The organism is Ardenticatena maritima (assembly GCF_001306175.1).
GTDB lineage: Bacteria > Chloroflexota > Anaerolineae > Ardenticatenales > Ardenticatenaceae > Ardenticatena > Ardenticatena maritima.
Genome location: NZ_LGKN01000007.1, coordinates 16,490 through 41,181, shown reverse-complemented (window position 1 = coordinate 41,181; position 24,692 = coordinate 16,490). Strand labels below are relative to the sequence as shown.

The 24,692-nt window shown below is 59.8% G+C and carries 28 protein-coding genes; 11 read left to right on the top strand and 17 right to left on the bottom strand.

Features of this window, described 5'->3' with window-relative positions:
• The first annotated feature begins 5 nt into the window (after positions 1-5).
• A complete protein-coding gene (locus tag SE16_RS12915; RefSeq protein ID WP_054493473.1) occupies positions 6-2,189 on the top strand; it encodes an HD family phosphohydrolase in 2,184 nt (727 codons plus the stop codon).
• Entirely contained in the window at positions 2,170-2,679 is a 510-nt protein-coding gene (ybeY, locus tag SE16_RS15510) for an rRNA maturation RNase YbeY (protein ID WP_082374316.1), read from the top strand. The genes SE16_RS12915 and ybeY overlap by 20 nt, the downstream gene beginning before the upstream one ends.
• Here the strand turns inward: ybeY and SE16_RS12905 are convergent.
• From SE16_RS12905 to SE16_RS12895, 3 genes are read right to left on the bottom strand one after another with little or no spacing between them, the layout of a single operon-like run.
• A complete protein-coding gene (locus SE16_RS12905; protein WP_054493475.1) occupies positions 2,588-3,802 on the bottom strand; it encodes a hypothetical protein in 1,215 nt (404 codons plus the stop codon). The genes ybeY and SE16_RS12905 overlap by 92 nt on opposite strands.
• A complete protein-coding gene (locus SE16_RS12900; RefSeq protein WP_054493476.1) occupies positions 3,799-4,878 on the bottom strand; it encodes an Mrp/NBP35 family ATP-binding protein in 1,080 nt (359 codons plus the stop codon). Before SE16_RS12900 ends, SE16_RS12905 begins: the two co-directional genes overlap by 4 nt.
• Positions 4,875-5,180 (bottom strand): metal-sulfur cluster assembly factor, encoded by a 306-nt coding sequence (locus SE16_RS12895; protein WP_060687700.1) that lies wholly within the window; start codon positions 5,178-5,180, stop codon positions 4,875-4,877. Before SE16_RS12895 ends, SE16_RS12900 begins: the two co-directional genes overlap by 4 nt.
• A gap of 185 nt (positions 5,181-5,365) precedes the next feature.
• Here SE16_RS12895 and SE16_RS12890 point away from each other — a divergent pair, with 185 nt between their 5' ends.
• The 7 genes from SE16_RS12890 to SE16_RS12860 all read left to right on the top strand — a co-directional run bounded on the left by SE16_RS12890 (position 5,366) and on the right by SE16_RS12860 (position 8,957).
• Positions 5,366-5,599, top strand: coding sequence for a DUF2249 domain-containing protein (locus SE16_RS12890; RefSeq protein ID WP_054493477.1), 234 nt, complete (start codon positions 5,366-5,368; stop codon positions 5,597-5,599).
• 97 nt (positions 5,600-5,696) lie between these two features.
• Entirely contained in the window at positions 5,697-6,203 is a 507-nt protein-coding gene (locus SE16_RS12885) for a DUF4149 domain-containing protein (protein ID WP_054493478.1), read from the top strand.
• 116 nt (positions 6,204-6,319) lie between these two features.
• On the top strand, positions 6,320-6,586 hold the full coding sequence (locus tag SE16_RS12880; RefSeq protein ID WP_054493479.1) for a DUF1858 domain-containing protein: 267 nt from the start codon (positions 6,320-6,322) through the stop codon (positions 6,584-6,586).
• Complete coding sequence (locus SE16_RS12875) at positions 6,573-7,685, top strand: hypothetical protein (RefSeq protein ID WP_054493480.1); 1,113 nt, start codon at positions 6,573-6,575, stop codon at positions 7,683-7,685. Before SE16_RS12880 ends, SE16_RS12875 begins: the two co-directional genes overlap by 14 nt.
• Entirely contained in the window at positions 7,675-8,061 is a 387-nt protein-coding gene (locus SE16_RS12870; protein ID WP_054493481.1) for a cupin domain-containing protein, read from the top strand. The genes SE16_RS12875 and SE16_RS12870 overlap by 11 nt, the downstream gene beginning before the upstream one ends.
• 12 nt (positions 8,062-8,073) lie before the next feature.
• Positions 8,074-8,520, top strand: coding sequence for a hypothetical protein (locus tag SE16_RS12865; RefSeq protein WP_054493482.1), 447 nt, complete (start codon positions 8,074-8,076; stop codon positions 8,518-8,520).
• Between the two features lie 2 nt (positions 8,521-8,522).
• Positions 8,523-8,957 carry a heme-copper oxidase family protein gene (locus tag SE16_RS12860; RefSeq protein WP_054493483.1) on the top strand — a complete coding sequence of 145 codons (435 nt, stop codon included), beginning with the start codon at positions 8,523-8,525 and terminating at the stop codon, positions 8,955-8,957.
• 83 nt (positions 8,958-9,040) lie between these two features.
• Here the strand turns inward: SE16_RS12860 and hemH are convergent, their stop codons facing one another.
• From hemH to hemA, 7 genes are all read right to left on the bottom strand, one after another.
• Positions 9,041-9,997, bottom strand: a complete 957-nt coding sequence (gene hemH / locus SE16_RS12855) for a ferrochelatase (RefSeq protein ID WP_054493484.1) — start codon at positions 9,995-9,997, stop codon at positions 9,041-9,043.
• Complete coding sequence (gene hemE, locus SE16_RS12850; protein ID WP_054493485.1) at positions 9,994-11,052, bottom strand: uroporphyrinogen decarboxylase; 1,059 nt, start codon at positions 11,050-11,052, stop codon at positions 9,994-9,996. The genes hemH and hemE overlap by 4 nt, the downstream gene beginning before the upstream one ends.
• A gap of 19 nt (positions 11,053-11,071) precedes the next feature.
• Positions 11,072-11,755: a chlorite dismutase family protein gene (locus tag SE16_RS12845; protein WP_060687699.1), complete on the bottom strand. Its 684-nt coding sequence runs from the start codon at positions 11,753-11,755 to the stop codon at positions 11,072-11,074.
• A gap of 56 nt (positions 11,756-11,811) precedes the next feature.
• Positions 11,812-12,837 (bottom strand): porphobilinogen synthase, encoded by a 1,026-nt coding sequence (hemB, locus tag SE16_RS12840; protein WP_054493486.1) that lies wholly within the window; start codon positions 12,835-12,837, stop codon positions 11,812-11,814.
• Between the two features lie 183 nt (positions 12,838-13,020).
• A complete protein-coding gene (locus tag SE16_RS12835; RefSeq protein ID WP_060687697.1) occupies positions 13,021-14,100 on the bottom strand; it encodes a TIGR04053 family radical SAM/SPASM domain-containing protein in 1,080 nt (359 codons plus the stop codon).
• A gap of 9 nt (positions 14,101-14,109) precedes the next feature.
• Positions 14,110-15,030, bottom strand: coding sequence for a hydroxymethylbilane synthase (gene hemC, locus SE16_RS12830; RefSeq protein WP_054493487.1), 921 nt, complete (start codon positions 15,028-15,030; stop codon positions 14,110-14,112).
• The gene (hemA, locus tag SE16_RS12825; protein WP_054493488.1) at positions 15,027-16,325 is read right to left on the bottom strand and encodes a glutamyl-tRNA reductase; all 1,299 of its coding nucleotides are present in this window, start codon (positions 16,323-16,325) and stop codon (positions 15,027-15,029) included. Before hemA ends, hemC begins: the two co-directional genes overlap by 4 nt.
• Positions 16,326-16,627: 302 nt before the next feature.
• Here hemA and SE16_RS12820 point away from each other — a divergent pair, with 302 nt between their 5' ends.
• Both SE16_RS12820 and SE16_RS12815 read left to right on the top strand, forming a co-directional pair.
• Positions 16,628-17,149, top strand: coding sequence for a Rab family GTPase (locus SE16_RS12820; protein ID WP_054493489.1), 522 nt, complete (start codon positions 16,628-16,630; stop codon positions 17,147-17,149).
• A gap of 128 nt (positions 17,150-17,277) precedes the next feature.
• Positions 17,278-18,225 carry a GGDEF domain-containing response regulator gene (locus tag SE16_RS12815; RefSeq protein WP_160317009.1) on the top strand — a complete coding sequence of 316 codons (948 nt, stop codon included), beginning with the start codon at positions 17,278-17,280 and terminating at the stop codon, positions 18,223-18,225.
• A gap of 3 nt (positions 18,226-18,228) precedes the next feature.
• Here the strand turns inward: SE16_RS12815 and SE16_RS12810 are convergent, their stop codons facing one another.
• The 7 genes from SE16_RS12810 to SE16_RS12780 form a co-directional block, all read right to left on the bottom strand.
• Positions 18,229-19,623: a LutB/LldF family L-lactate oxidation iron-sulfur protein gene (locus SE16_RS12810; protein ID WP_054493491.1), complete on the bottom strand. Its 1,395-nt coding sequence runs from the start codon at positions 19,621-19,623 to the stop codon at positions 18,229-18,231.
• Position 19,624: 1 nt separating this feature from the next.
• Entirely contained in the window at positions 19,625-20,344 is a 720-nt protein-coding gene (locus tag SE16_RS12805; protein WP_054493492.1) for a (Fe-S)-binding protein, read from the bottom strand.
• Positions 20,345-20,426: 82 nt separating this feature from the next.
• Positions 20,427-20,729 carry a hypothetical protein gene (locus SE16_RS12800; RefSeq protein ID WP_054493493.1) on the bottom strand — a complete coding sequence of 101 codons (303 nt, stop codon included), beginning with the start codon at positions 20,727-20,729 and terminating at the stop codon, positions 20,427-20,429.
• 8 nt (positions 20,730-20,737) lie between these two features.
• The gene (gene asnS, locus SE16_RS12795; protein ID WP_054493494.1) at positions 20,738-22,042 is read right to left on the bottom strand and encodes an asparagine--tRNA ligase; all 1,305 of its coding nucleotides are present in this window, start codon (positions 22,040-22,042) and stop codon (positions 20,738-20,740) included.
• An 87-nt stretch (positions 22,043-22,129) separates the two neighbouring features.
• Entirely contained in the window at positions 22,130-23,587 is a 1,458-nt protein-coding gene (locus tag SE16_RS12790) for an ArnT family glycosyltransferase (protein WP_161804549.1), read from the bottom strand.
• A gap of 9 nt (positions 23,588-23,596) precedes the next feature.
• Complete coding sequence (locus SE16_RS12785) at positions 23,597-24,187, bottom strand: DinB family protein (protein ID WP_054492944.1); 591 nt, start codon at positions 24,185-24,187, stop codon at positions 23,597-23,599.
• Entirely contained in the window at positions 24,184-24,606 is a 423-nt protein-coding gene (locus tag SE16_RS12780; protein ID WP_082374223.1) for a PPOX class F420-dependent oxidoreductase, read from the bottom strand. The genes SE16_RS12785 and SE16_RS12780 overlap by 4 nt, the downstream gene beginning before the upstream one ends.
• Between the last annotated feature and the right edge of the window lie 86 nt (positions 24,607-24,692).

The following is a 24,692-nucleotide window of genomic DNA, read 5'->3' as shown; positions in this document are numbered from 1 at the left end:
CCTGTATGACTGAACCGCACATTGCCATACCACTCCCACAACAAAAAACGCCGCCCACATCACGCCTGACCTGGCGGCAGACCTCTATCGGTCTGGTGCTGTTGTTGGCGTTTTGGGCGGCTTTGCTGATTATTTTCTTCGCAAACGACTTTATCGGGGCGCGACCACTCAAAGCGGGGAACGTCAGCCCCGTGGATATTCGCGCCCCGCGCCGCATTTCCTACATTAGTAATATCCGCACCGAACGCGCACGCGAGCAAGCCGCCAATCTTGTCGCCGACATCTACACCCCACCCGACCGCTCCATTGCCTTGCAACAATTGCGCACCGCGCAAGATATCGCCAATGTGCTGAGCAATATCCGCCAGTCGTCTTCGCTGACCTTGGAAGAGAAACGCCGCCAGATTGAAGAAATCGAACCCGTTCCCTTTTCGCCAGACGCCATTGACACCATTTTGCAACTCGATGAGACAAGATGGCAACGGGTTGTCAGCGAGGTGCAGCGTATTCTCGACCAACTCTATCGGCGCGGTGTGCGCGAAGACCAGGTGGAAGCGCGTCGCCGTGAAATCAGTTCGCAAATTAGCACGACCATGAGCGACGCCGAAAGCCTGATTATCGAAGAATGGGTCGCGGCGCTCCTGGTGCCCAACAGTTTCCTCGATATCGAAGCCACCGAAAACGCCCGCGAAAACGCCCGCCAGAATGTCCAGCCGGTTGAGGTGCATCTGGAACAGGGGCAAAGCATTGTACGCGCGGGTGAGGTGGTTCAACCTGAACACGTTGAAGCGCTCGAAGCGCTGGGACTGCAATCGTCCACCCCCTCGCGCCAGCAAATCGCCAGCACTGCCTTGCTCCTGGGGTTGCTGGTGCTCATCGTCGGGCTGTACACTGCACGGCTGCACCCCTACACGTGGCAACAACCGCGCTACCTGTTCGCCTACCTTGGCATTCTGGCAGGGGCGGCGGGGTTGGCTTCGTTGTTCCTCGATGCCGAAACGGCGCTGGTCTATCTTGTGCCGCTTTCCGCGGGCATCATGGTGCTAGCGGGTGTGCTGAGCATTGACCTGGCGATTGTCGCCAGCCTGGTGATGACGGTGCTGGTGTTCGACATGACCCGCTCCTACGAACTCAGCCTCTACACGCTTTTGGGAAGCAGTGTCGGCGCACTCGCCATGTGGCAACTCGACCGCCTGCAAGGGTTTGTGCGCGCGGGGCTGCTGGTGGGGCTGACCAACGTGGCGACGTTGCTGGTGTTTGCCCTGCGAGACACCAGCATGGAGCAATCGCTTTCCATGATTTCGCATCTGGGCGCCGCTCTGGGGAACGGGTTGCTCAGCGCCGCCATCACGCTGGCGAGTTTCTACGTGCTGGGGCAATTCCTGGGCGTCACAACCTTCTTGCAACTTTGGGAACTCTCACGCCCCAACCATCCCTTGCTGCGCGAACTCTTGCTCACCGCCCCCGGTACCTACCACCATTCGATTGTGGTGGGCAACCTGGCTGAACGTGCCGCCGACGCGATCGGCGCGGATTCGCTTCTGGTGCGTGTGGCGGCCTACTACCACGACATCGGGAAAACCAAAAACCCCGTCTTTTTCGTGGAAAACCAAACCGGCACGCTCAACCCCCACGACGAACTCAACAACCCATGGGAAAGCGCCAAAATCATCATCGGGCACGTCACGGACGGCATCAAAATTGCGCGCAAACATCGCTTGCCGCGTCGCATCATTGACTTGATCGCCCAACACCACGGGACAACCATGGTCTCCTATTTTTACCGCGTGGCGGTGCGCGAATACGGCGAAGAAAACGTAAACCCCGCCGATTTCACCTACCCCGGCCCACGCCCGCAAAGCGTCGAAGCCGCCATTCTCATGCTGGCGGATTCGGTCGAAGCCATTGCCCGCGCCGAAAAACCCGCCACCGCCGACGCCATTGACGACCTGGTCTGCTCGGTCATTGCCCAAAAATTGCAAGAAGGGCAACTCGTTGACACCAATCTGACCTTGCAAGACCTGGAACAAATCCGCCAGGCGTTCATCAAAACGCTGATGAGCATCTACCATCCGCGCATCAAATACCCAAAACCGGCACCGCGCCAAGACTTCATCAACCTGGTACACGTCCCGCTTGACGAACTAACCCCCGACGCCGAGGTGGCTCATGCTTCATCTGCACGTTGACCCACAATTTGCCGATTTGATTGACGAAGAGCGCCTGCACCGCGCCGTCGAAACGGCGTTGCGTGCCGAACAAGCGCCCCCCCATGCGGCGCTTTCACTTGTCATCGTTGGCGATGAGGAGATGAGCCGCCTGCATCTCCACTTCCGCGGCGAAGAGGGTCCCACCGACGTCCTCACGTTTCCCGCCGATGAAATGCCCGCCGAAGCCGACGAGGAAATCTACTTGGGGGATATTATCGTATGCTGGCCGCAGGCGGAGCGCCAAGCCGCCGAATACGGCGGCCACCAGCCCCATGAAGAATTGGAACTGCTCGCGGTGCACGGCGTCCTGCACCTGCTAGGCTACGACGACGAAGAGGAAACCGCCCGACGCGCCATGTGGGCACGTCAGGCGGCAATTATGGAGCAATTGGGGCTGGGGCATATTGCCCCGCGCGACGGCTCATCCACATCGTCATCCACACCCAGCACGCCGCCACACACGCGATGAACGCCGCCCCAAACGCAAACCAGAGCCGCCATGCGCCCCCCAGTGCGGCAGGCCACACGCCGGTCAAAGGCAGAAGCGACACCTGCACCAGTACGATAGCCCCGACCAGCCCACGGATAGCCGGTTGCGTTGACGGGAAGCGTTCAGCATAACGCGCCAGCAACACGACCGAAACCGTCCCCAACAAGAACCAATGCAGGTAGGGAATTCGCAAACCGACTTGCTCACCCCACATCGCCCCCGCGGGAAGGCTGGCAACCATCAAGCCCGTTGCTTTCAACACGAGGAAGAAAAGCGCCAACCGCTCAACACCGCGCACCTCGCGCCAGAGCGCCAGCGCGTACCCCACACAGCCAAGCGCCAACAGAAGCCCCCCACCACTCGCCACCCAGCGCACATGCGGCGGGGTAAGGGCAACAGGCACACCCAGCAAAAACGCCAGCGGCGCCCCCACAGCCATGCCAAGCGTCAACAGGCGCAAGCGTGGCGTCCAGAGCGCGGGGAAGCGCGCCAGCCAGACCCCCAACAGTGCAAACAAGAACCAACCGTCAGAAAAGAGGTCGAGGAAGAGGTGCACCGCCGCCGTCGTCAAAAAGGGGTCGCGCACATCAAGCGCCACAAAAGCCGCGCGCGCCCACGCCCCACCCGAAGCAAGCACCAAAAACGCCAGCGCCACATCCCACACACGGAGCGCGGGCGTGCGGCGCATTCCCCACGTCGCCCGCACGTATGCCGCTGCAAACGCATACCAGACGAGCATATGCAGGCTTGAAAAAATGGTCGCCAGCGGCAAACGCGCCTCACCCAGCGCCACAACGCCATACCCATATCGCAAAAAAAGCGCCCATGTTGGCACCGCCAGGGCAATCAGCCCCCACACCAACCGCCGCCCAAAGGGGCGCTGTGGCGCGACTGTTTCACTGATGAGAACCATGAGGAGCGGCGTCACCCAGCCAAAGTACATGAGATGAGAGTGGGCATGGCGCACATTGGGCAACGCCAAACCGCCGGGCAACGGGGTGAGCATCCCGTAGCGGTAGAAGACGCCTGTCGCAATCGCCACCACAAACAACGCTAACGAGGCATCCCATATTCGCGTCGGGCGAACCGATATGGCTTTCATGCATGCGCTCCTTCTTCAGCGTCCTTGTTCAGCGGCAAATCAAGCCGCAAAGCCACGCGCCGCGCCAGCGCCATAAACGCATCCGCCAAGGGCGAGTTTTCATCCGCCGCGACGGGACGCCCTGCATCACCGGCAAACGCCAGCGCCGGGTCAAAGGGCAATTGGGCAAGCGGCTGCCACTCGCCGCCAAGCACTTCGGGCGCAGGGCGATTTTGTGGGAAGAACAGGTGCCGCTTCCCGCATTCATCACACACAAAATACGCCATATTCTCCACAAACCCCAGAAGCGGTATATCCAATTTGTGGAACATCGTTGCCGCTTTCAAGGCGTCGTCCCATGCGACAGCCTGCGGTGTGACAACAAGAAGCGCCCCCTCAGGTCGCCCGTATTTTGCCAGCGCCATGGCAATATCCCCCGTCCCAGGCGGCAAATCCACCACCAACACGTCGAGGTCGCCCCATTCCACATCCGCCAGGAACTGACGAATGAGTTTATCCGTCATGGGACCGCGCCAGGCAATCGCCTGGTTGGGCTGCACCATAAAGCCCACCGAAATCAAGCGCACGCCATACGCTTCCGCCGTGGGAATACGCCCCCGCTGGCGGCGCGGCGGCAACGTATCCACCCCCATCATGCGCGGCACATTGGGTCCATACACATCGGCATCCAACAAGCCCACGCGCAACCCCAACCGCGCAAGCGCAACCGCCAGATTGACGCTCACTGTGGATTTGCCAACGCCCCCCTTGCCACTTCCCACAGCCAACACACGCCGAACCGTGGGCGGGCGCGCATGCGACGGGTCTTGTGATGCAGAAACCGCCTGCTGTGTTGCGTGCTCAACGCGAATTACCACATCATCGGGCAACGCCCCCAACGCCTCTTGCACCAGGCGCATCACCTCTTCCTGGCGCTGGGCGGGCAAATGCGAAAGCATCAACGAGACCGTCACCTGACGCCCTTCAACATGCACGCGCTCCACCAACCCGAAAGAAACAATGTCGCGTGTATAGCCAGGGTATGTAATGCGCTTCAACGCTTGCCAAACCCGTTGTTTCAATTCTTGTTCGTTCATCGTATCCACCCCAATGCTCGCTTGGCTTCTTCTGTCATCATGCCGGCATGCCATGGCGGGTCCCACACCAACTGCACATCCACCGCCGAGACACCATCCAACCGCCAGAGCGCCGCTTCCACAGCATCCGTCAAATAGCGCGAAAGCGGACACGCGGGCGTCGTCATCGTCATTTTGACCTGCACGCGCCCTTCCGGCGTGCAATGCACCTCATACACCAACCCCAAATCCACGATATTGACGCCCAATTCCGGGTCAATCACCTGCTTCAAAGCCTCCCACACCTCTTTTTCGGCAACCATACTGAACTCCTTTCTTCGCTTCACGTCTCTGTATGAACACCTCTCACACCGTATCATATGCGTTCTTTGGGGCGTATCTTTGAGCCAGCGCAAAGACAAGCCGTCTTTGTTGAGTAAACTGCTCAACGAAGTGATAAATATCACGATCCTATCACTTCCAAATGGAACAATGAAGGAGGCAACTCATGTCAACAGCAATCAAGGAACTCGACGTCCGCACCATTCCGCCCCGCGAGCGGCATCCTTTGATTTTCCAGACATTTGATGCACTTGCGCCGGGCGAAGCGTTCATCCTGGTCAACGACCACGACCCCAAACCGCTCTTCTACCAATTTTCTTTCGAGCGCGAGGGGCAATTTACGTGGACCTATCTAGAAGAAGGTCCTGACGTCTGGCGTGTTCAGATTGGCAAGGTATAATGCCACACGCTGTAAAAAACGCTTGAAGACCTGACAATCCTAGATGATTGTCAGGTCTTCATTATGTCAATAAAGCAAATGGAGGAAGAGAGCACCAATGAAAGCACTCTACATCGCATCCGTTTGGTTGCACATTCTGGCCGCCATGCTCTGGCTGGGTGGCATGCTCTATTTGGTGTTTGTCCTGGTGCCGGTGCTCCGCCGCCAAACGTATGGTGGTATCGCGGGGCGTTTTCTGCATGAAATGGGCGTCCAGTTCCGCAATCTTGGGTGGGTCTGTTTTGGCTTGCTTCTTGCGAGCGGCACGTTCAATCTCGCCTATCGCGGGTATGGCTGGGCGGATATCTGGAATGGGCGGCTCTGGCAAGGGCCTTTTGGGCGCGCCTTTGCCATCAAAATGGTGCTTTTCACGCTCATTCTGATTGCCAGCGCCCTTCATGACTTCTGGATTGGCCCCAAAGCCACCGCCGCCATGCGCCAAAACCCAACAGACCCCGCGACGCTACGCTTACGGCGGCAAGCAGGGCTTTTTGGGCGCTTCAACCTGCTGTTGGGGTTGCTTGTGGTCTTCATGGCGGTCATGATGGTGCGCGGCTGGTTCTAACGTTTTGACTGATTTGTGATTTTGAGAACAAACTTGCGCCAGCGCAAAGAAAGAACCGCGCAAAGCGACTATGCTCATACTCGACAACGATGGACAACAAGATGTTGAGGTGCCCCATGAGTCCCAAAATATCGCCGGATACAACTGTGGCAACGCTGTTTCAGCAAGAACCACGCCTCGCTCCCTTTTTTGTGGAAAATGGATTGCACTGTGTCGGGTGCATGATGGACATGTTTTGCACGCTGGCGCAGGTAGAAGCCTTCTACGAATTGCCCAATTTTGTCGAACGGGTACAGGCGGCGCTGCAAGCGCTGGCGTCATCAGCGCCGCTTCCCCCCACCAACCACTCGGCAACATGGGAGACGCACGATGACGCGCCGTGAACGGTTCTTTCGCGGTGCGCTGTTTGCCAGCGTCGTCGTGGGGCTGATTGCTGCGCTCGAAGGCGGCTTGTGGCGCATCGGCTGGCAGTTGCCTGGTCCGGCTGATGTGCATGGGCGCTGGGCGGCGTGGCATGGCGCACTTATGGTAGCGGGTTTCCTGGGGACGCTCATCAGCCTGGAACGGGCGGTGGCGTTGCGCCACCCTGCGGGCTATGCGGCGCCGTTTCTGGCGGGCGTCGGGGGGCTGGCGCTGGTGGCGGGCTTTTTCCAAAGCGGCCGGCTTCTGCTTCTCGGCGGGAGCGCGGGGTTGGTTGTGCTGATGTTGGTGGTAGTCCAGAAGCAACGCGCCCTGTTTACCATGACCATGCTCAGCGCCGCGGTGTTCTGGTTCATGGGCCATCTGCTCTGGCTCGTTGGGCAACCTGTTCCCGTTGTAACCTGGTTCTGGCAAGCGTTTCTGGTACTGACCATTGCAGGCGAACGCCTCGAATTGGGGCGTATGCGCCGCCTGACACGCCGCACGTCGCAGGCATTTCTGGCGGTTGCGCTCCTCTACGCGCTGGGGGTGCTCATCGTCCCCTTTGCGCACGCCGTGGGGGTGCGGCTGGCAGGTGTTGGGTTGATGGGGTTAGGGCTTTGGCTCTTGCAGTTTGATATTGCGCGGCGCACCATTCACATGCAAGGGCTGACGCGCTTCATTGCGGCGTGCCTGCTTCCGGGCTACGCCTGGCTGCTGGTCGGTGGACTGCTGGCGCTCATAGCCGGCTTTCAAGGCGGCGGCTTGCTCTACGACGCCCAACTGCATGCGGTGTTCGTGGGCTTCGTGTTCAGCATGATTTTCGGGCACGCGCCCATCATCATGCCGGCGGTGCTGGGTGTTCCCCCCTTCTACCATTCGCGCTTCTACGCGCACCTGGTGTTGCTGCATGCGTCGCTCATCATGCGTGTGGGGGGTGATGTGCTCGCCATCGTGCCCCTGCGACGGTGGGGCGGTTTGCTGAACGGGCTTGCCATCATTCTTTTCTTTGCCAATACCATGCTCGCTGTTTTGCAAGAACGACAAAAACGACGCGAAGGAGGCGCACTCCATGCCGCGTAAGGCACAGATATTCAACATCCACGACCTGGAACGCTACGACGAAGAACCGTTGACGAATGTTTTTCTGTTCCGCGAAGAGGAGTTTTGGGCCTGCATTCTCTACTTCCGCCCCGGCCAAGTGTTGCGGCGGCACAGCCACGAACACGAACATGAAGTGTTTGACGTGCTCGCCGGGCATGGCACAATCTGGCTGGATGGTGAAGCGGTACAAACGCGCCCAGGTGATGTGATTTTCGTCCCGGCGGGTGTGGAGCATGGGTTTGAAAACACGGGTGATGAGCCGTGGATCATCCGCGCCACCATTCACGAACGCACGTATGCACGTCAGGCGTTGCAACGCGCCATCCTCAAACGTCTTGGCAAACTTGAACGTTGACGCAGGAGAACGATGCCACCTGTTACACGCTGGTTCATCAAGTCCGGTTTGCTCTATTTCATCGCCGCCATGGTTGTAGGGTTGTTGCTTGTTCTGCCTTCGTCATTTCCGCTACCGGCGGCTGTCCGTGCCATGACGCCGACCTATTTTCACATGCTCATGGTCGGCTGGGTGACGCAACTCATCTTTGGCGTGGCATTCTGGATGTTTCCGACCATCGGGCGCGGCGCGCAAAAGCGCGGCGACGAACGCCCCGTGTACGCTTCATTCTGGTTGTTGAACGTGGGGTTGGCGTTGCGTGTGCTGGCTGAACCGCTCAACAGCACATCGCCCGGCGGTGTGTGGGGCTGGTTGCTGGTTGTCTCCGCCCTTCTGCAATGGCTGGCGGCGCTGGCGTATGTGGTTCACATTTGGCCGCGTGTACGCGACACCAAAAAACCACGACGCTTGGAGAAGTAGCCATGCCTCTGCTCTCGCGCGTCTACATTCGCACGGCGGCGCTCTATTTTCTGGCGGGTTTCACCGCCGGGGCGCTGATGCTGGCACACAAAGGGGTCTTTCTACACCCCATCATGTGGCGGTTGCTGCCCCTGCATATTGAGTTTTTGCTCTTTGGGTGGACATTTCAATTTGCGTTAGGTGTCGCGTACTGGATTTTGCCCCGCTTTGAGGGGGGCGCTTCGCGTGGGCCGGAAGCCCCTGTGTGGCTGGCGTATGCCCTGCTGAATATCGGGGTGGTGTTGATTGCTCTCGCCGGCTTGCGCGGCGGTGCGCCAACACTCACCCTTATTGGGCGCGTGTGTGAATTGCTGGCGGTGGTCAGTTTTGCAGTCAACGCCTGGCCGCGCGTCAAGCCGTTTCGTGTGGATGCGCACGAGGGGCTTGTTCGCAAATGAAATGAAAGTGTGAAGATGAAAAAACGCCCTGTCAGGGCTTCATGCAACCTGACAGGGCTTTGTTGTTGTTATGCCAGAAAGGTTTACGCGGTTGTGCGTTCCGCCTGCGCCAAATGTTCGCGAACAATGGCGGCAAGCGCTTCAATAAAGCGCGGCGCGGTGTTCATCGAAGCCATACGTTCCAGGTGCAAGCCATGCGCTTCGGCAATCTGCCGCGCTTCGATGTCAATGTCGTAGAGAATTTCGACATGGTCTGCCACAAAGCCCACCGGCGCAACAAGCACCGCTGTTTCACCCTGCGCCGCCAGTTCAGGAAGCACGTCGTTGATGTCGGGTCCCAGCCACTTGGTGTTGCTTGCCCCCGCACTCTGATAGCAGAAGAGCCAGCGGTCTTCCGTCCAGCCGAGCTGCTCAGCGACCAGCCGCGCCGTCGTACGCAATTGGGCGTCGTAGGGGTCTCCCTGTTGCATGATGGCGGCGGGCAAACTGTGCGCCGTGAAGAGCAGTTTGACGCGCTCGCGTTCTTCGGGCGCAAATTTTTGCAACGCCTCGCGAATATGCTCGGCAACGGCTTCGATGTAGAGAGGATGGTCTCCCCAGTGGCGCACATACGTGATGTCCAGGTCAGCGCCCAATTCGGCCACCGCTTCCTCAACCTTCTTGATGTAGGCGCCGATGCTCATGCGCGAATAGTGCGGCGCCATCACCAACGCGACGACGCGCTGCACGCCGTCCGCCACAATCTGCTCGACGGCTTCGCGAATGTAGGGGAACCAGTGGCGCATGCCCACGTAGGGCTTGAAGGTGGCGCGGTTGTCAGCGTTCAAGGCGGCGGCAAGCGCTTCGGCTTGGGCGCGTGTGATATCCAGCAGGGGCGAACGCCCCCCAATCAGCGCATAGCGCTCGCGAATTTCTTCCACCAGTTCGGGGGGCGTCGCGCGACCGCCGCGAATGTCCAGCAAGTAGGGTTCGATGTCGTCCAGTGAATTGGGTCCACCGTATGCCATGACCAGCAAGGCGATGGGGTCTCGTTCGCTCATGCTTGCTCCTCTCTTTCATGTGTTGGCGAAACAACACGCCATTCGTGCACAAAATCCACCAACCGCGCGACGTTGTCAATCGGGGTTTGGGGCAAAATACCATGCCCCAAGTTGAAGATATGGCCGGGGCGACCACCCGCGCGGCGCAAAATATCCTCAGCGCGGCGGCGCAGTTCAGGCCAGGGCGCCATCAGCGCGATGGGGTCGAGATTGCCTTGAATGGCACGGTCGTATCCGATACGCGCCCAGGCGTCGTCCAGGTGGATGCGCCAGTCAATGCTGATGACGTCGCCCCCTGTGGCGCGTATCTGTTCGAGCATGCCGGCTGTGCCCGTGCTGAAATGGATGACGGGCACACCGGTTTGGCGCGCCATGTCGAGCACACGGCGCGAGTAAGGTTGGACATACTCGGCGTAATCGTTGGGGGTGAGCGCCCCCACCCAACTGTCGAACAACTGCAACGCTTGCGCCCCCGCCGCGGCTTGCGCTTGCAAATACGCGCCAATCACCTGCGCCAACTTGTCCATGAGGCTGTGCCACGCCTGCGGTTGGGCGTACATGAAGGTTTTGGTCAGGCGGTAGTGGCGCGATGAACCGCCCTCAATGGCATAACTCGCCAGCGTGAAGGGCGCACCTGAAAAGCCAATCAGCGGCACGCGCCCATCCAACTCACGCCGACAGAGCCGAATCGCCTCGATGGTGAAGGGAGCGATTTCCTCAGCGTCTGGTACGCGCAACGCGGCAACGTCGTCAGGCGTGCGGATGGGGTTGTGAATAACAGGACCTTCCCCCTTCACAAATTCAAGTTCCAGCCCCATGGTCTCCAACAGCGGCAAAATGTCCGCAAAGATGATTGCCGCGTCCAGGTCAAAGCGGCGCAGGGGCTGCAATGTGACTTCGACAGCCAGTTCCGGCGTCTTGATCATCTCCAGGATGGGATGTTTTTCGCGCAAGGCGCGATATTCAGGCAAAAAGCGTCCCGCCTGGCGCATAAACCAGACGGGGGTGGTATCCACGGACTCGCGCCGACAGGCACGGAGAAAACGGTCGTTCATATCGGGTTATCGCTCCTTCCTAGAAAAGTGCCAGCGTCTCTTCGGCTGGGTGATAGACGGCGGTAAAGATGGGTGTATCGCGTTCGGTGTACTTGCGGGCGTCGCTTCCGCGCAATTCCATCACCAGGTCCGAAAATTCGTTCAGGTCGTCGGTTTCATAGGTGACGATGAATTCCTGGTCAGCAAGCCCAAACGAATAGAGCAACAATTGGGTGATTTGCGGGTATTGTTTCCCAATGCGAATATGCTCGTTCATCATCCCCTGGCGCGTATCGCGGCGCAGCAAGTACCAGTCTACGGTTTTCACGAAGGGATAGACGACCATGTAGCGCTTGCGTTCTTCGGCGAAGGGGTCAATCTCTTGCGCGCTGCGCTCACTGCGCGAGTAAATGGATGGCTTGGTGAAGCCCCACATGGTGAAGGTGGGGGTCAGCCAGCGGCGCAACGGGTTGGTTGCTCGCGCAAAGCGTTGGAAGAATTCCGCCGCCACGCCCACTTCCTCGGCGTTGCAAGCGCTCCAGACCATGATGTCGTGTTCATGGCGGGCGGGATAGACCTGGTAAATATCCACACGCTCGGCGGCTTCACGCAAGCCCGCCAGCAATTGCGCCCGAATGGGGGCTTTTTGCTCTTCGTCCAGCGCATAGTAAGCATCCGTGAAACGGAAAAAGGCAAAGTGATTCAACGTCCGAATGCGGCTCATAAACCGTGTTCCTCCCTGTCGTATTTGTTGGTCAGTCTGAGCGTGCCGCGGCGGGGTTATGCTTCCTGCAACCACCGCGCGGCGTCTTTGGCAAAGTAGGTCAAAATCAGGTCGGCGCCTGCACGCTTGATCCCCGTCAACAGTTCAAGCACCACACTCCGCTCGTCAATCCAGCCGTTGGCGGCGGCCGCTTTCACCATGCTGTACTCGCCGCTCACGTTGTACGCCGCCAGCGGCAGGTCAAACGCCTCACGCACCGCACGAATCACATCCAGATAGGGCAGTGCAGGCTTGACCATGAGCATGTCCGCCCCCTCGGCAACGTCCAACGCGGCTTCGCGCAAGGCTTCGCGCACGTTGGCGGGGTCCATTTGGTGCGTCTTGCGGTCGCCAAACTGGGGCGGCGACTCGGCGGCGTCGCGGAAGGGACCGTAGAAGGCGGAGGCGTATTTGACGGCATAGGAGAGCACCGCCACGTTGTGAAAGCCATGGCTGTCAAGCGCTTCACGAATCGCGCCCACCATGCCATCCATCATGCCGCTTGGGGCGACAATGTCGGCGCCCGCCTCGGCATGTGAGACAACCACGCGCTGCAAAATGTTCAGTGTCTCATCGTTGGCAATCTCGAAGGTGTCGCCATGTTGATGCACGATGCCACAGTGGCCATGGTCGGTGTATTCGCACATGCAAACGTCCGTCACAACCACCAACTCAGGGGCGACGTCCTTGATGAGCCGAATCGCTTGCTGGACAATCCCATCGGGGGCAAAGTTTTCGGTACCGATGGGGTCTTTGCTGGCGGGAATACCAAACAGGATGACGGCGGGGATGCCCAATGCGGCAACTTCTTCAATTTCCGCCGCCAGCATGTCCAGCGACCACTGGTATTGCCCCGGCATGGATGGGATTTCGCGCTTCACGCCGCGCCCGTGGGTGACGAAAAGCGGGTAGATGAAGTCGTCCGGCGCGAGCGTTGTTTCGCGCACCATGCGGCGTAAAGCGGGTGTCCGCCGCAACCGACGCATACGCACACGCGGAAACTGCGCGCTTGTGAGCGTTTGCGGTTCATGTTTGCGTGTCATGGCGTCCTCATCTCCACACAGATTTTGACAGTTGATTGCGCTCTGCTTTCAAACAGACAGACTACACGTTGAATACGGAGCCAAAGTTGCCGGCTTGTACCAAAACGCGCTGGTCATGCTTTCATGCACTTGACGATTTCAAGGTTTTGGCGCGCTTCTTCGCGCCTGGCTTTCCCAAACGCATTAGCGCGCCATCACGCCCGCTTGCTGTGCTTCCCACGCGGGGGGCACGTACACGCACAGCGGGTCGCTTTCCAGCGGGTCGCCCGTCGCCGCGTAGGCGCGCGCACGCGAACCGCCACAAACCTTGCGGAACTCACACACCCCACATTTGCCCTTGAAGAGGTCGGGCGTACGCAAGGCGCGGAACAACTCATGCTCACGATAGACCTGCACAGGGTCATCGCGCCGCACATTCCCGACGACGATGGGCAAGAAGCCGGCGGGGTAAATCTCGCCAATGTGGGAAATGAACATGATGCCCGCGCCGTCGCGAATACCGAAGCCCTGGCGCACGCGGCGCGGCTCCTGGTCGTATCCTTCGCTCCGTGTCCGCTGAATCGCCACACGCCGATAGTGATGCGCTTCGGTCGTTTTGATGGCAAAGGGGGCTGTGCGGCTGAAATTGTGAATCCACATCAAGAGGTCTTCGGCTTGCTGTGGCGTAATGTCGCCCAGGACGCGCCCGCGCCCCGTTGAGACGAGGAAGAAGATGCTCCACCGCTCCACGCCCAACGTCGCCAGCAATTCACCAATGGCGGGGATATCGTCATACGTTTCAGCGCATACCAGCGTGTTGATTTGAAGCGGCAAGCCTTCGGCTTTCGCCCACTTGATGGCGCGCACCGTCTGGTCGAAACTGCCCGGCACCTGGCGAATGGCGTCATGGCGTTCGGCGGTTGAGCCGTCGAGACTGACCGACATCATCCAGACGCCTACTTCCTTGAAACGCCGCACCACCTCAGGCGTGAGCGCATACGTGCCGCTGGGCGTAATCGCCGTGAGAAACCCCAGTTCGACCGCGTAGGACATCCAATCGAACAGGTCGGGGCGCTGCAAGGGGTCGCCCCCTGTGAAAACGAGGTGCGGCGGTGGTTCGCTGAATGTGCGCAGACGTTCCAACAAGCGATAGCCTTCCTCGGTCGTCAGTTCCAGGGGATGGCGGCGCGGCATTGCTTCCGCGCGGCAATGGCGGCACGCCAACTCACAAGCACGCGTCACTTCCCAGTAAATCAGCAGTGGGGCTTGATTGAAATCGCGCATAGTGCCTCCTTATTCAGACAGGACGTTTTTCAACAATGCGCCTGCGCCTTGCGCCAGCAACGCTTCGGCGGATGCCATTCCCAACGCTTCAGCATCCGCCCACGCGCCTGAACGCACATCTTCCAACACAGGCGCACCCTCAAAGCCAACAATACGTGTGCGCAACGTCAGGCGGTCAGGCGTCGCCACGGCATACGCCGCCACAGGCAGACGACACCCCGCCCCCAATCGCTGCAAGACTGCCCGCTCAGCACGCACGGCGACATGTGTGGGCGCATCGTCAATCGCCGCTAACAAGGTGCGCATCTCTTCGTCGTCTGCGCGGCACTGCACCCCCAACGCCGCCTGAGCCGGCGCGGGGAGCATCACCTCTACCGGCAAAAATGCGGTCGCGCGGTCGAGCCACCCCAAGCGCGCCAACCCCGCAGCCGCCAGCACAATCGCATCGTACTGACCATCCGCCAGTTTGCGCAGGCGCGTATCCACATTGCCGCGAATATCGGCAACTTGCAGGTCGGGGCGCACCGCGAGGAGTTGCGCCTGACGCCGCAAACTCCCCGTGCCGAGCCGTGCGCCCGCAGGCAAGGCGTCCAGCCCGCCTTCAAAGCGACTGACGAGGACATCGCGCACATCTTCACGTGGGGGAACCGCCGCCAGGCAGAGGCCGTCGGGCATCGTTGAAGGCAAGTCTTTCAGCGAATGTACGGCTACGTCAATGCGCCCATCCAGCAAGGCGGCTTCCAGTTCGCGCGTAAACACCCCCTGGCCACCAATCTGGCGCAATGACGCCGTTGAGTGGTCGCCGCTGGTCTGGATGATGACGGTTTCTATTTCGAGCGCTGGGTGCGCCGCCTGCAACAACGCCACAACGTGCGCTGTTTGTGTTCGCGCCAACAAACTTCCCCGTGTCCCAACTCGAATGCGTCTCATACGGTTTGCTCCGACGCCCGCGAGCCTTCAGCCTGCGGTAATTCAAAAAGTGTTGACAACACCTGCGCATAGAGGTCGCCGTCGCCTTCAACCGCCCGTTGCCGCAACTGCACCGTCGGCGCAGCCAGCAACTTGTTGACGACGTTATGCACCAATGTTTCCAGCACCTTGCGCTCATGGGGGGAAACATCACCCAGGCGGCGCAAGGCGCGTTCCAATTCCGCTTGCTTGATCGCGTCCGCTTTTTGGCGCAACGCCGCCAACGTCGGCGCCACACGCTGGACCGCGTACCACTCCATGAACGCACGCACCTCTTCACGAACAATGGCGGCGGCTTCTTCACGCGCCTGCAACCGCAATTGCATACTGCGGTTGACGACATCGCGCAGGCCATCCACATCAACCAGGGTCACATCGTCAATGTCGGCGCAAAGGGGGTCAATATCGCGCGGCACAGCCAAATCAACCAGCAACAGCGGGCGTCCCTGGCGCTGCTGCATCGCGGCGGCGACGGTTTCGGCATACACAACCAGGTGCGGCGCAGCGGTCGCCGAAATGACAACATCGGCTTCGACCAGCGCTGTTGGAATGGCATCGAGTGGACGAGCATCACCGCCCCATTGTTGCGCCAATTCACACGCCCGCGCCAGCGTGCGGTTTGCAATGGTGAAGTGCGTGGCGCCAAGGTCATGCAACTGCTTGGCGGCGACTTCAATCATCTTGCCGCCCCCAATCAGCAACACATGCCGCCCCTCGAGGTCGCCCAGGTGCTCGCGCACCAGCACTACGGCGGCATGGCTCACGCTCACCGGGTGGCGGGCAATCTCCGTCTCGTGGCGTACCCGCCGCCCACACGCCACCGCTGCATCAAACAGGCGGGTCAGCATCTTGCCGAGCGTGCCGGCATCACGCGCCAATTGCCCCGCCTGTTTCACCTGCCCCAAAATTTGCTTTTCGCCGGGCACCAACGATTCCAGCCCCGCGGCAACGCGGAACAGATGCTCGGCGGCGGCATCTTCGATGAATGAGCGCGTTGTTTCGACAAAATGGGTGCGCGGCAACCGATGCCACGCCGAAAGGAACCCCAATGCGGCGGCTTCCATCGCGCGCGGGTCGTCGCCGTACAACACCACTTCGACGCGGTTGCAGGTGCTCAACAAGGCGGCTTCGGTAATGGCTGGTGAAGCAACCAGCGTTTGCAACGCCTGCGGAATGTCGGTTTCGCGAAACGCCAACCGTTCACGGATTTCGACAGGTGCGGTTGTATGATCAAGTCCCAGCAAAAAGAGTGGCACCGGTCTCTCCTCCACACAGGTTCAATTGGGGCTGAAATTTTCAAAACTATGCAAAACTAAGCAAATCAATCGTTCTTTTGCTCAAAACTGTGCGTGATTGTATGGAATGTGGGTAATTCGTCAACCCTCTTTGTCCCTTCACCCCTTCAATTCGTCATAGGCATTTTAGTGACAAATGTCACAATCTCGATTGCACGCTTGCTGATGGTGTGCATGCGAAAAAATTGCTTTTGCAGCGTTTAGCCTAACGAGCGCCAAATTGGTTCTCCCTATTCAAGCGAGCCCATACAGGAGCCTGCCAGATGTATCAGTTGCGGAAGAAAATTTGCATGCTTGGGTCATTTGCCGTCGGCAAAACCAGCCTGGTGCGCCGCTTCGTAGAAGGAAACTTCGAGCCCACGTATCGGAGCACGCTGGGCGTGCACGTCAGCCGTAAACCTGTTTCCATCGGGGCAACACATCTTGACCTGATTGTGTGCGACCTGACAGGCAATGAGCATTTCACGGGAACACAAGAGCATTACTTGCTTGGCGTTGACGGGGGAATGATTGTGTGCGACCTGACTCGGCCGGAAACCCTGGAAGCGTGGCGGCGATACACAACGCGGCTTCGCGCTGTCAACCCTTATGCGGCTTGCGTGTTGGTCGCCAATAAGTCCGATTTGACCAAACAACAAGCGATTGATGAAGCAGAACTGCATAACATGGCTGAATCCCTTGGCGCCCCCTTCTTTCTCACAAGCGCCAAAACGGGTGAAAATGTTGAGGAAGCCTTCATGGCGTTGGTGCACCAGACACTGAAACGAACGCCTGTGCTGTTGTAATTGTGTTTGTAATCTTTTACGGCTACAGTTTGCAATAGTCCTTGCCAGTATTTTGGTAATTTTTATATCAACCCATTTGGCAAAGGGAATACATTTTGGGTACGTACAACATGCAACAAGGTCTGACCATGGCAGCAGACGACACAAAACAACGCCGAACCAAGGTTCTTATTCTTGAAGATAACCCGACACACCAAAAATTGCTTGAGTGGTTTCTGGCGAAAGAACCATTTGAGATTTTTCTCGCACAGTCCACCGAAGAAGCATGGTCTTATCTTGAAACAGAGTCTCCACGCATCTTGATTGTTGATTGGCTCCTGGAAGATGAATCAAGCGGTCTGGATTTTGTGCGAGCGATTCGCGCACGCAATCTCCCTTACTACACCTACATCATCATGGTGACTGCCAAGAATAGCAAAGCGGAACTCGTCGAGGCGTTGGAAGCCGGCGCCGACGATTTCATCAGCAAACCGTTCGACAGCGATATTTTGCTGGCACGTGTCCATATTGGGCAACGCATTGTGCAGTTGGAAGATTCATTGCGGCAAAACATTGCTGAAATGGAGCAGTTGGCCACATACGACATGCTGACGCACCTCTTGAATCGCCGCGCCGCCACCGAGCAGATAACCGCTGTGCTCGAACGGGCGAAACGCGAGCGCACCCCTGTGGGGTTCTGCATGATTGATATTGACCATTTCAAGCAGGTGAATGATACGTTTGGGCACCTCGCCGGGGATGAAGCCCTGCGAACGGTCGCCGCTCGACTGACGACCAGCGTGCGCCCTTACGACATCGTGGGGCGTTGGGGTGGGGAAGAGTTTGTTGTTATGTTGCCTGATACGCCCGCTGAACAAGTTGCTGAAATTGCGACACGCTTGCTCAACGCTATTCGGAATGAACCCATCCGCCTCAATGAGCAGACAACCATCAACCTGACGGCCAGCATTGGCGCGCTTGCTATTCAAACGCCTGAACAGTCGCTGGACGAATACATCGCCTTGGCAGACAACGCCTTATACGAAGCCAAAAGCGCCGGGCGCAACCGTGTGGCCTTGAAACATCTCGACAGGTAGCCCTCAGGCGTTTTCGCGCCACCAATCGCGAAATGGACGGGACGCCAGCGCAGGCAAATCGCGCTCCCCCGCCGGATGCCAGCGCCCCGGCAAACGGATTTGCCCATCTCGCAGGAACAGCCGTTGCCCCGTAGCCGCCAGGCGGCGCACCAGGCGCAACAGGCGCGGATGCGCCAGTACCCACGCCGCCAGCCGTTCCCCCACACGTTCGTACCATGGCACCAGCCGCCGCTCCACTTCAACCGCGCGCCATTCCAGCAACATACGCGGAATGTCAATGCGCGCGGGGCAGACATCCAGGCACGCGCCGCACAGGGTGCTGGCTTGCGGCAAGCCGCTCATAGCCTCCACGCCAAACAACAAAGGCGCCACAATCGCCCCAATGGGACCACTGTACGGATTGCCATAGGCATGCCCGCCAGCCTCACGGTACACGGGGCAGACATTCAAACACGCCCCACACCGAATGCATTGCAACGCCTCTTCAAAAGGCGACGCCAGCGCCCGACTGCGCCCATTGTCCAGGATGACGATATGCACTTCGCGCGGCCCGTCGGGGTCTTCCGCACGGGCGGGACCTGTGATGACGCTGGTGTAGATGCTCATGGGCTGACCTGTGGCGCTCCGTGCCAACAACGCCAGCCACGCGGCAGCATCACGCCAGGTGGGCACAATCTTTTCGATACCCATCACCGCCACATGCACAGGCGGCACGCTTGTGACCATGCGCCCGTTGCCTTCATTCGTCACCAACACGACGCTCCCCGTTTCGGCAACGGCGACATTCACCCCTGAAATGCCAATCCCCGCCGCCAAAAACTTTTCGCGCAACAAACGGCGCGCTTCGGCGGTCAACACGCCCACATCGTCGGGCGGCAGGGGGCGGCCAACCTCGCGGCTGAAAAGCGCGGCCACTTGTTCGCGCGTTTTGTGAATGGCGGGCCCGATAATGTGTGAAGGTGGTTCGTGCGCCAACTGGATAATCCACTCGCCCAAGTCGGTTTCGACGGGCTGCACGTTGGCGGCCTCCAGGGCGTGGTTCAAATGAATTTCTTCGGTGGTCATGCTCTTGCTTTTGACGGCTAAGCGCGCGCCATGCTGTGCCGCCAGCGCGGTTATCAGCCGCGCCGCATCTTCGGCTGTCTCGCACCAATGCACCTGAGCCCCCGCCGCCAAAGCATTCTGCTCGAACGTTTCCAGATGCTCCGCCAAGCGTGCCAGCGTTGCCGCACGCACACGTTTGAAGTGGTCGCGCAGGGCGTCGGCGTCGGGCAGTTCCGCCAATGCGCGCGTGCGCCCTTCGCGAAACTTGGCTGTGGCGCGTTCCAGCGCGCCCTGCATGCGCGCATCAGCAATCGCTTCGGCGGCTTTGCGGCGAAAATCATCTACCGAGACCATGTCATGCCTCCAGGGAAGCGGCTAAAAGCGTGGCAATGTGCTCAATGCGGACACGCTCACGCGCCAGCCCACGCATTTGCATCAGACAACCGGGGTCGGCGGTGGCGAGCACGTGTGCGCCTGTGTCGGTCGCCTGCGCCAACTTCTCCGCCGTCATCGCGTTCGAGACTTCGGGCATGCGCACCGAAAAAAGCCCTCCAAAGCCACAACAGCGGTCTGGTTCCTGCATTTCCACCAGGTCGTACCCGGCGCGGCGCAAGGCATCGCGTGGCGGTTCACGCAAGCCCAGCAGGCGGCACATGTGGCATGAATCGTGGTAGGCGACCCGCACGCCAGCGACACGTCGCGGGGGGTCCCAATCGAGGACCTGTGTCAAAAACTCGCTCAATTCGTAGGTCTTGGCGGCAAGTTCGCGGGCGCGATGCGCCCACCCCGGCCGATCGCCCAGAAGATGAGGGTACTCAACGCGCAACATGGTGGTACACGAACCGCTCGGCGCGACAACGGCATCAAACGGTTCAAAAGCGGCAATGGTGCGCTCGGCCAAACGGCGGGCTTCGGGGCGAAAGCCACTGTTGAAGAAGGGTTGCCCACAGCAGGTTTGCGCTTCGGGGAAAACCACCTCGCACCCGGCGGCGCGCAAGAGGCGCACAGTTGCGATGCCAATCTCCGGCATCACCTGGTCGACCAGACACGTGACAAAAAGCGCTACACGTTGCATAGAGCCGTGTCCTTTGGTTGAACGCACCTTGGCTTGAAAAGCGCGACCCGACAAGTCGGCGGTTTCTTGTCGGGTCGCATGTTCACGCTTCGGGGGTGTCGTCGCCCTGCCGGCGAGCGGTTTCGGCTTCCATGCGCCGCTTGGTTTGGCGCATCAACCGCAAGCCTACATAGAGCGGGAGCCCAACCAGAAAAATGGAAATGAGCCACAAGATGAGCACATAGTTCGCGGGGTCGCCCAAGCCGGCTTTGATGAGGGCGTTTGTGCGTAGAAAAGCGGCGCACCAGCAAAGCCCCCCCAGCACGGCGATGCCCACCAGCCCACTGCCAATGTAGGCGCTGGTGGGCATGCGCTGCTTCTTTTTTGGCGGTTGCGGTTCGGTCATGCTCTGCCTCACGGATAAATGTGGTCCAGCATGCGCGGGAAGGCGATCGTTTCACGCACATGCGGCAACTTGCAAATCCATGCGAGCGTGCGCTCCACACCCAGGCCAAAACCGGCGTGCGGCACAGACCCATAGCGGCGCAAGTCAATGTACCACTCGTAGGCTTCGCGCGGCAGGTTGTGCTCGCGCAAACGCTGTTCCAGCAACTCCACCGAGGCAATGCGCTGCCCACCGCCGATAATTTCGCCATACCCCTCAGGCGCCAACAAGTCCACACTGCGGCAGACTTCGGGGCGGCCAGGCACTTCTTCCATGTAGAACGCCTTGGCTTTGGTCGGGTAGTGGTAGACGAAAACAGGTTTCTCGAACTGGCTGCTGATGGTTGTTTCATGCGGTGCGCCAAAATCTTCGCCCCACGGGAAATCTTCAAAGCCGTTGGCGTGCAAAATCTCCACCGCTTCGTCGTACGAGATGCGCGGGAAGGGGGGCGTAATCTTTTCGAGCACGCTCACATCACGTTCCAGCACTTCTTCCAACTCGCGGCGGTGCTTTTCAAGCACAGTCTGCACCACATACGAGACCATCTGCTCGCCGACGTCCATCACATCTTCCAACGTGGCGAACGCCATTTCAGGCTCCACCATCCAGAACTCGGTGAGATGGCGGCGCGTCTTGGACTTTTCGGCGCGGAATGTGGGGCCAAAGCAATAGACTTTACCCAGCGCAAAAATGTTCGCTTCGTTGTACAACTGCCCGCTTTGCGAGAGGTAGGCCGGCTTGCCGAAATAATCGGTCTCAAAAAGCGTGGTGGTGCCTTCCACGGCGGCGGGCGTCAGGATTGGCGTATCCACATTGACGAAATCGTGGCTATCCAGCCAATCGCGAATGGCGCGGATGACCGTTGCGCGAATCCGCAAGATGGTCGCCTGGCGCGGCGAGCGAATCCACAAATGGCGGTTCTGCATCAAAAAGCCCACGCCGTGCTCTTTCGGCTGGATGGGGTAGTCAGGCTCGGCGTAGTGCACAACTTCGAGGTCGCTCACATCCAGTTCGTAGCCCCCCGGTGCGCGTTCATCCGCCCGCACCGTCCCCGTCACAATCAACGAGGATTCCTGCGTCAACTTGTCGGCGGCTTCCCACGCTTCGGGCGGCACATTCTTCTTGAACACAACCGCCTGAATGACGCCGCTCCCATCACGCACACGCAAGAACTTCAAGCGCCCCTTGTCAGTGCGCAAATAGAGCCATCCTTTCAAGGTGACGGTCTGGCCTTCGTAGTTGCCGATATCACGAATGCGAACCCATTCAGCCACAGTCTCACTCCTTCGTGGGATTTGGTTTCGGTGGTGTGGGGCGATTATAGCAAGGGTGCGCAGATGCGCGAATTGGTTTCGGCGCGCTCATGGCGTGCGCGATTTGGGGTGATAGACCAGCGTGCCCGCGAGCCGTTCCGCAGGCGTGTACGCCTCGCGAATAGCCGCTTCCATTTCAGGCGTCCAATGACGGTCTAAGCCATGCCATGCCGTATCCGACATCAAAATCAAGGCAAACTGCTGCGCCCGAATGGCATCGAGCAGGGGCTGTTGGTCCCACACGCCATCTTCCACCAGGTGCGTGTACTCAAACGGTTGCAGGTAAATCTCCTTCCCGCACACCACAAGCACACTCATCATGTCATCAGCCAGCACGGGCCCCTCTGCCGCGCAAACCAGCGCCTCCAACTGCTCGACTTCACTCGCCAACTCATGGGCAGCCCAAGAGGTGGTCTCCAAAAAGGTTGTATCTTCCCACAAGGCAAGCCCCAAGCCGGCGATCAACAACCCCAGCGGCAAGAGCCGCGCCGTCGGCGTCATCTCGCGTTGCCAGCGCACCACGCCCACACCCACAAGCAGCACACTTGCCGCGCACCATTCCAGTAAGTAATTCACATTACTGCCGACTTTCGCAATTGTGAGCGCAGAAAGACTTGCCCCCACAAAATATCCCAGCAACAGCCAACTCCTCGCCTGCCGACGACGCACATGCCGCACATGCCGCGGTACCTCCACAAGCGTAATGACCGCCAGTGGAGCCGCAAACAACAAAAGCATGTAGACCCCCAAAAGCAACCGCCACCACTCTAACCGGTTCCGGTTCGCCACGACAACATGCAGCCAAAAGCCGCCGTCCGTCCACCAGACGGCGAGCGCGCCCAGCCCCGCTACCAGAAGCGCGAACAGCGCCACAAACCGCACCGCCCAGCGCCGTTCGTGGGCGGCAAGCCAGCACAACACCGCCAGCGGCGCCGCCAGCAGGTACGACTGGCGGGTGAACGCCGCCGCTGTGAGCAACACCGCCGCGCCGATGACGCCCCGCCACGCCTGCGGCCAGCGCACCGCCCACCAGATACCCCACAGGCTGAGCGCCAACGCGAGCATATCCACCCGCCCCAGCACGCCCCAATAAAAAACAATCGGGAACGCCAGGAAAAGCGCCCCCGCCAGCGCGCCCGCCCGACGATCACCGGTCAGCGCCTGCACCAGCGCCCACACCGCCCCCGCCGCCGCGAGGCTTGCCGCCGCCGACACCCAACGCCCCGTGGCGTAGGTAAAGCCGACCACAGCCCCCACCAGCGCCACCAACATCTGGTAGAGCGGGGGGTAATTGGTGATCGTGTAGGGCGGTTCGTCCAGCGTGGGACGATAGAGCGGGCGCCCCTGCACCAGCAAGCGCGCCTGGTTCAAAAGCGGCCCTTCGCCGTAGTCGAGCGGGGCGTCTGCACGCACCGCCAGCCACACATGCACCAGAAACAGCGCCGCCGCCGCAAGCAACAGCACCAGCAGCAGCCGCCACGCCCAGCGTTCAACTCGCGCCGCCAACGACATCGCTCACCCTTCGCGCGCCGCGCGCGCCTGGCGCACAATCTCTTCGATTTGCCCCAGGTGGTCGCTATCGTGCCACAGCCCCACCACAAACGCCCCCACGGCGTTCAATTCGCCCGCCATGTCAAAGGGCACATACGTGTTATCCAGGTGCGGCTCGTCAGGCCAGACATCCAGCGTCGCCAGGCGCATACGGCGGCTCTCTTCCAGCCGGTGCCGGCACTGCGCGATGGTTCGCATGGTCTGCCAGGGCACTTCATAGCGCGAACGCCCGTGGTAGGGCACGCCGCGCGCCAATTCGGCCGCGATGAACGCCGCTTCTTCCGCCGAGGCGGTGGTGTGCACAATCACATGCCCCAGCGTCCAGGCGGCGGTTTGCTCTTCCTCCGGCGCAAAGGGGTCGTAGGCGTTGGGGTCATGCGGCACAAAGACCACATCCGCATCGGTGCAGTCCGCAATCAACGCCAGCATGGCGTCAATCATGCGGTTGGTCATCTCGCGCAGGTCGTCGCGCGTCAACTCGGCAACCCGCTCCGCCAATGATTGTTCGCCACGATTGACAGGCGCGAAAAACGCATCGAAGAAGGCTTTGCTCATGCCACACCTCCCGGTTGATTGGTCTCCGCCGGTTCATCCACTGGCTCAAACACCAACACCACCCGCCGCCCACCGCGCAGGCGTCCCATCACTTCAAACGCCCGAAACAGCAAGCCATACTTGCGCCGAAAACGCGCCAGCACCTCACGCGCGGCGGTTTCATCCGCCAGAATGCGCCCGCGCGCCGCCACAAACGGCCCTTGCGGATTGCCGCGCGAATCGCTCGGCGCAATCTGCGCCCGCCCATTCGCCCGCAAGCGCTTGACTTTGCCGCTCTCCGCCTCCGTCCAGACGTAGAGCCGCCCATCTTCGTCCAGCACGAACCAGACGGGCGTCGGCACAGGGGTGCCGTTTTTGCGAAAGGTTGTCAGGTTGATGTATGTCGCCGATTGCAAATGGTCGAAAGAGGCTGCTGGCATGGAATGACTCCTTTGATTTGCCAATTTGTCAGTGTCATATTCTTCAGTATCATTTTTGTATCAAGTTTCGTAAAAATACCAACAAA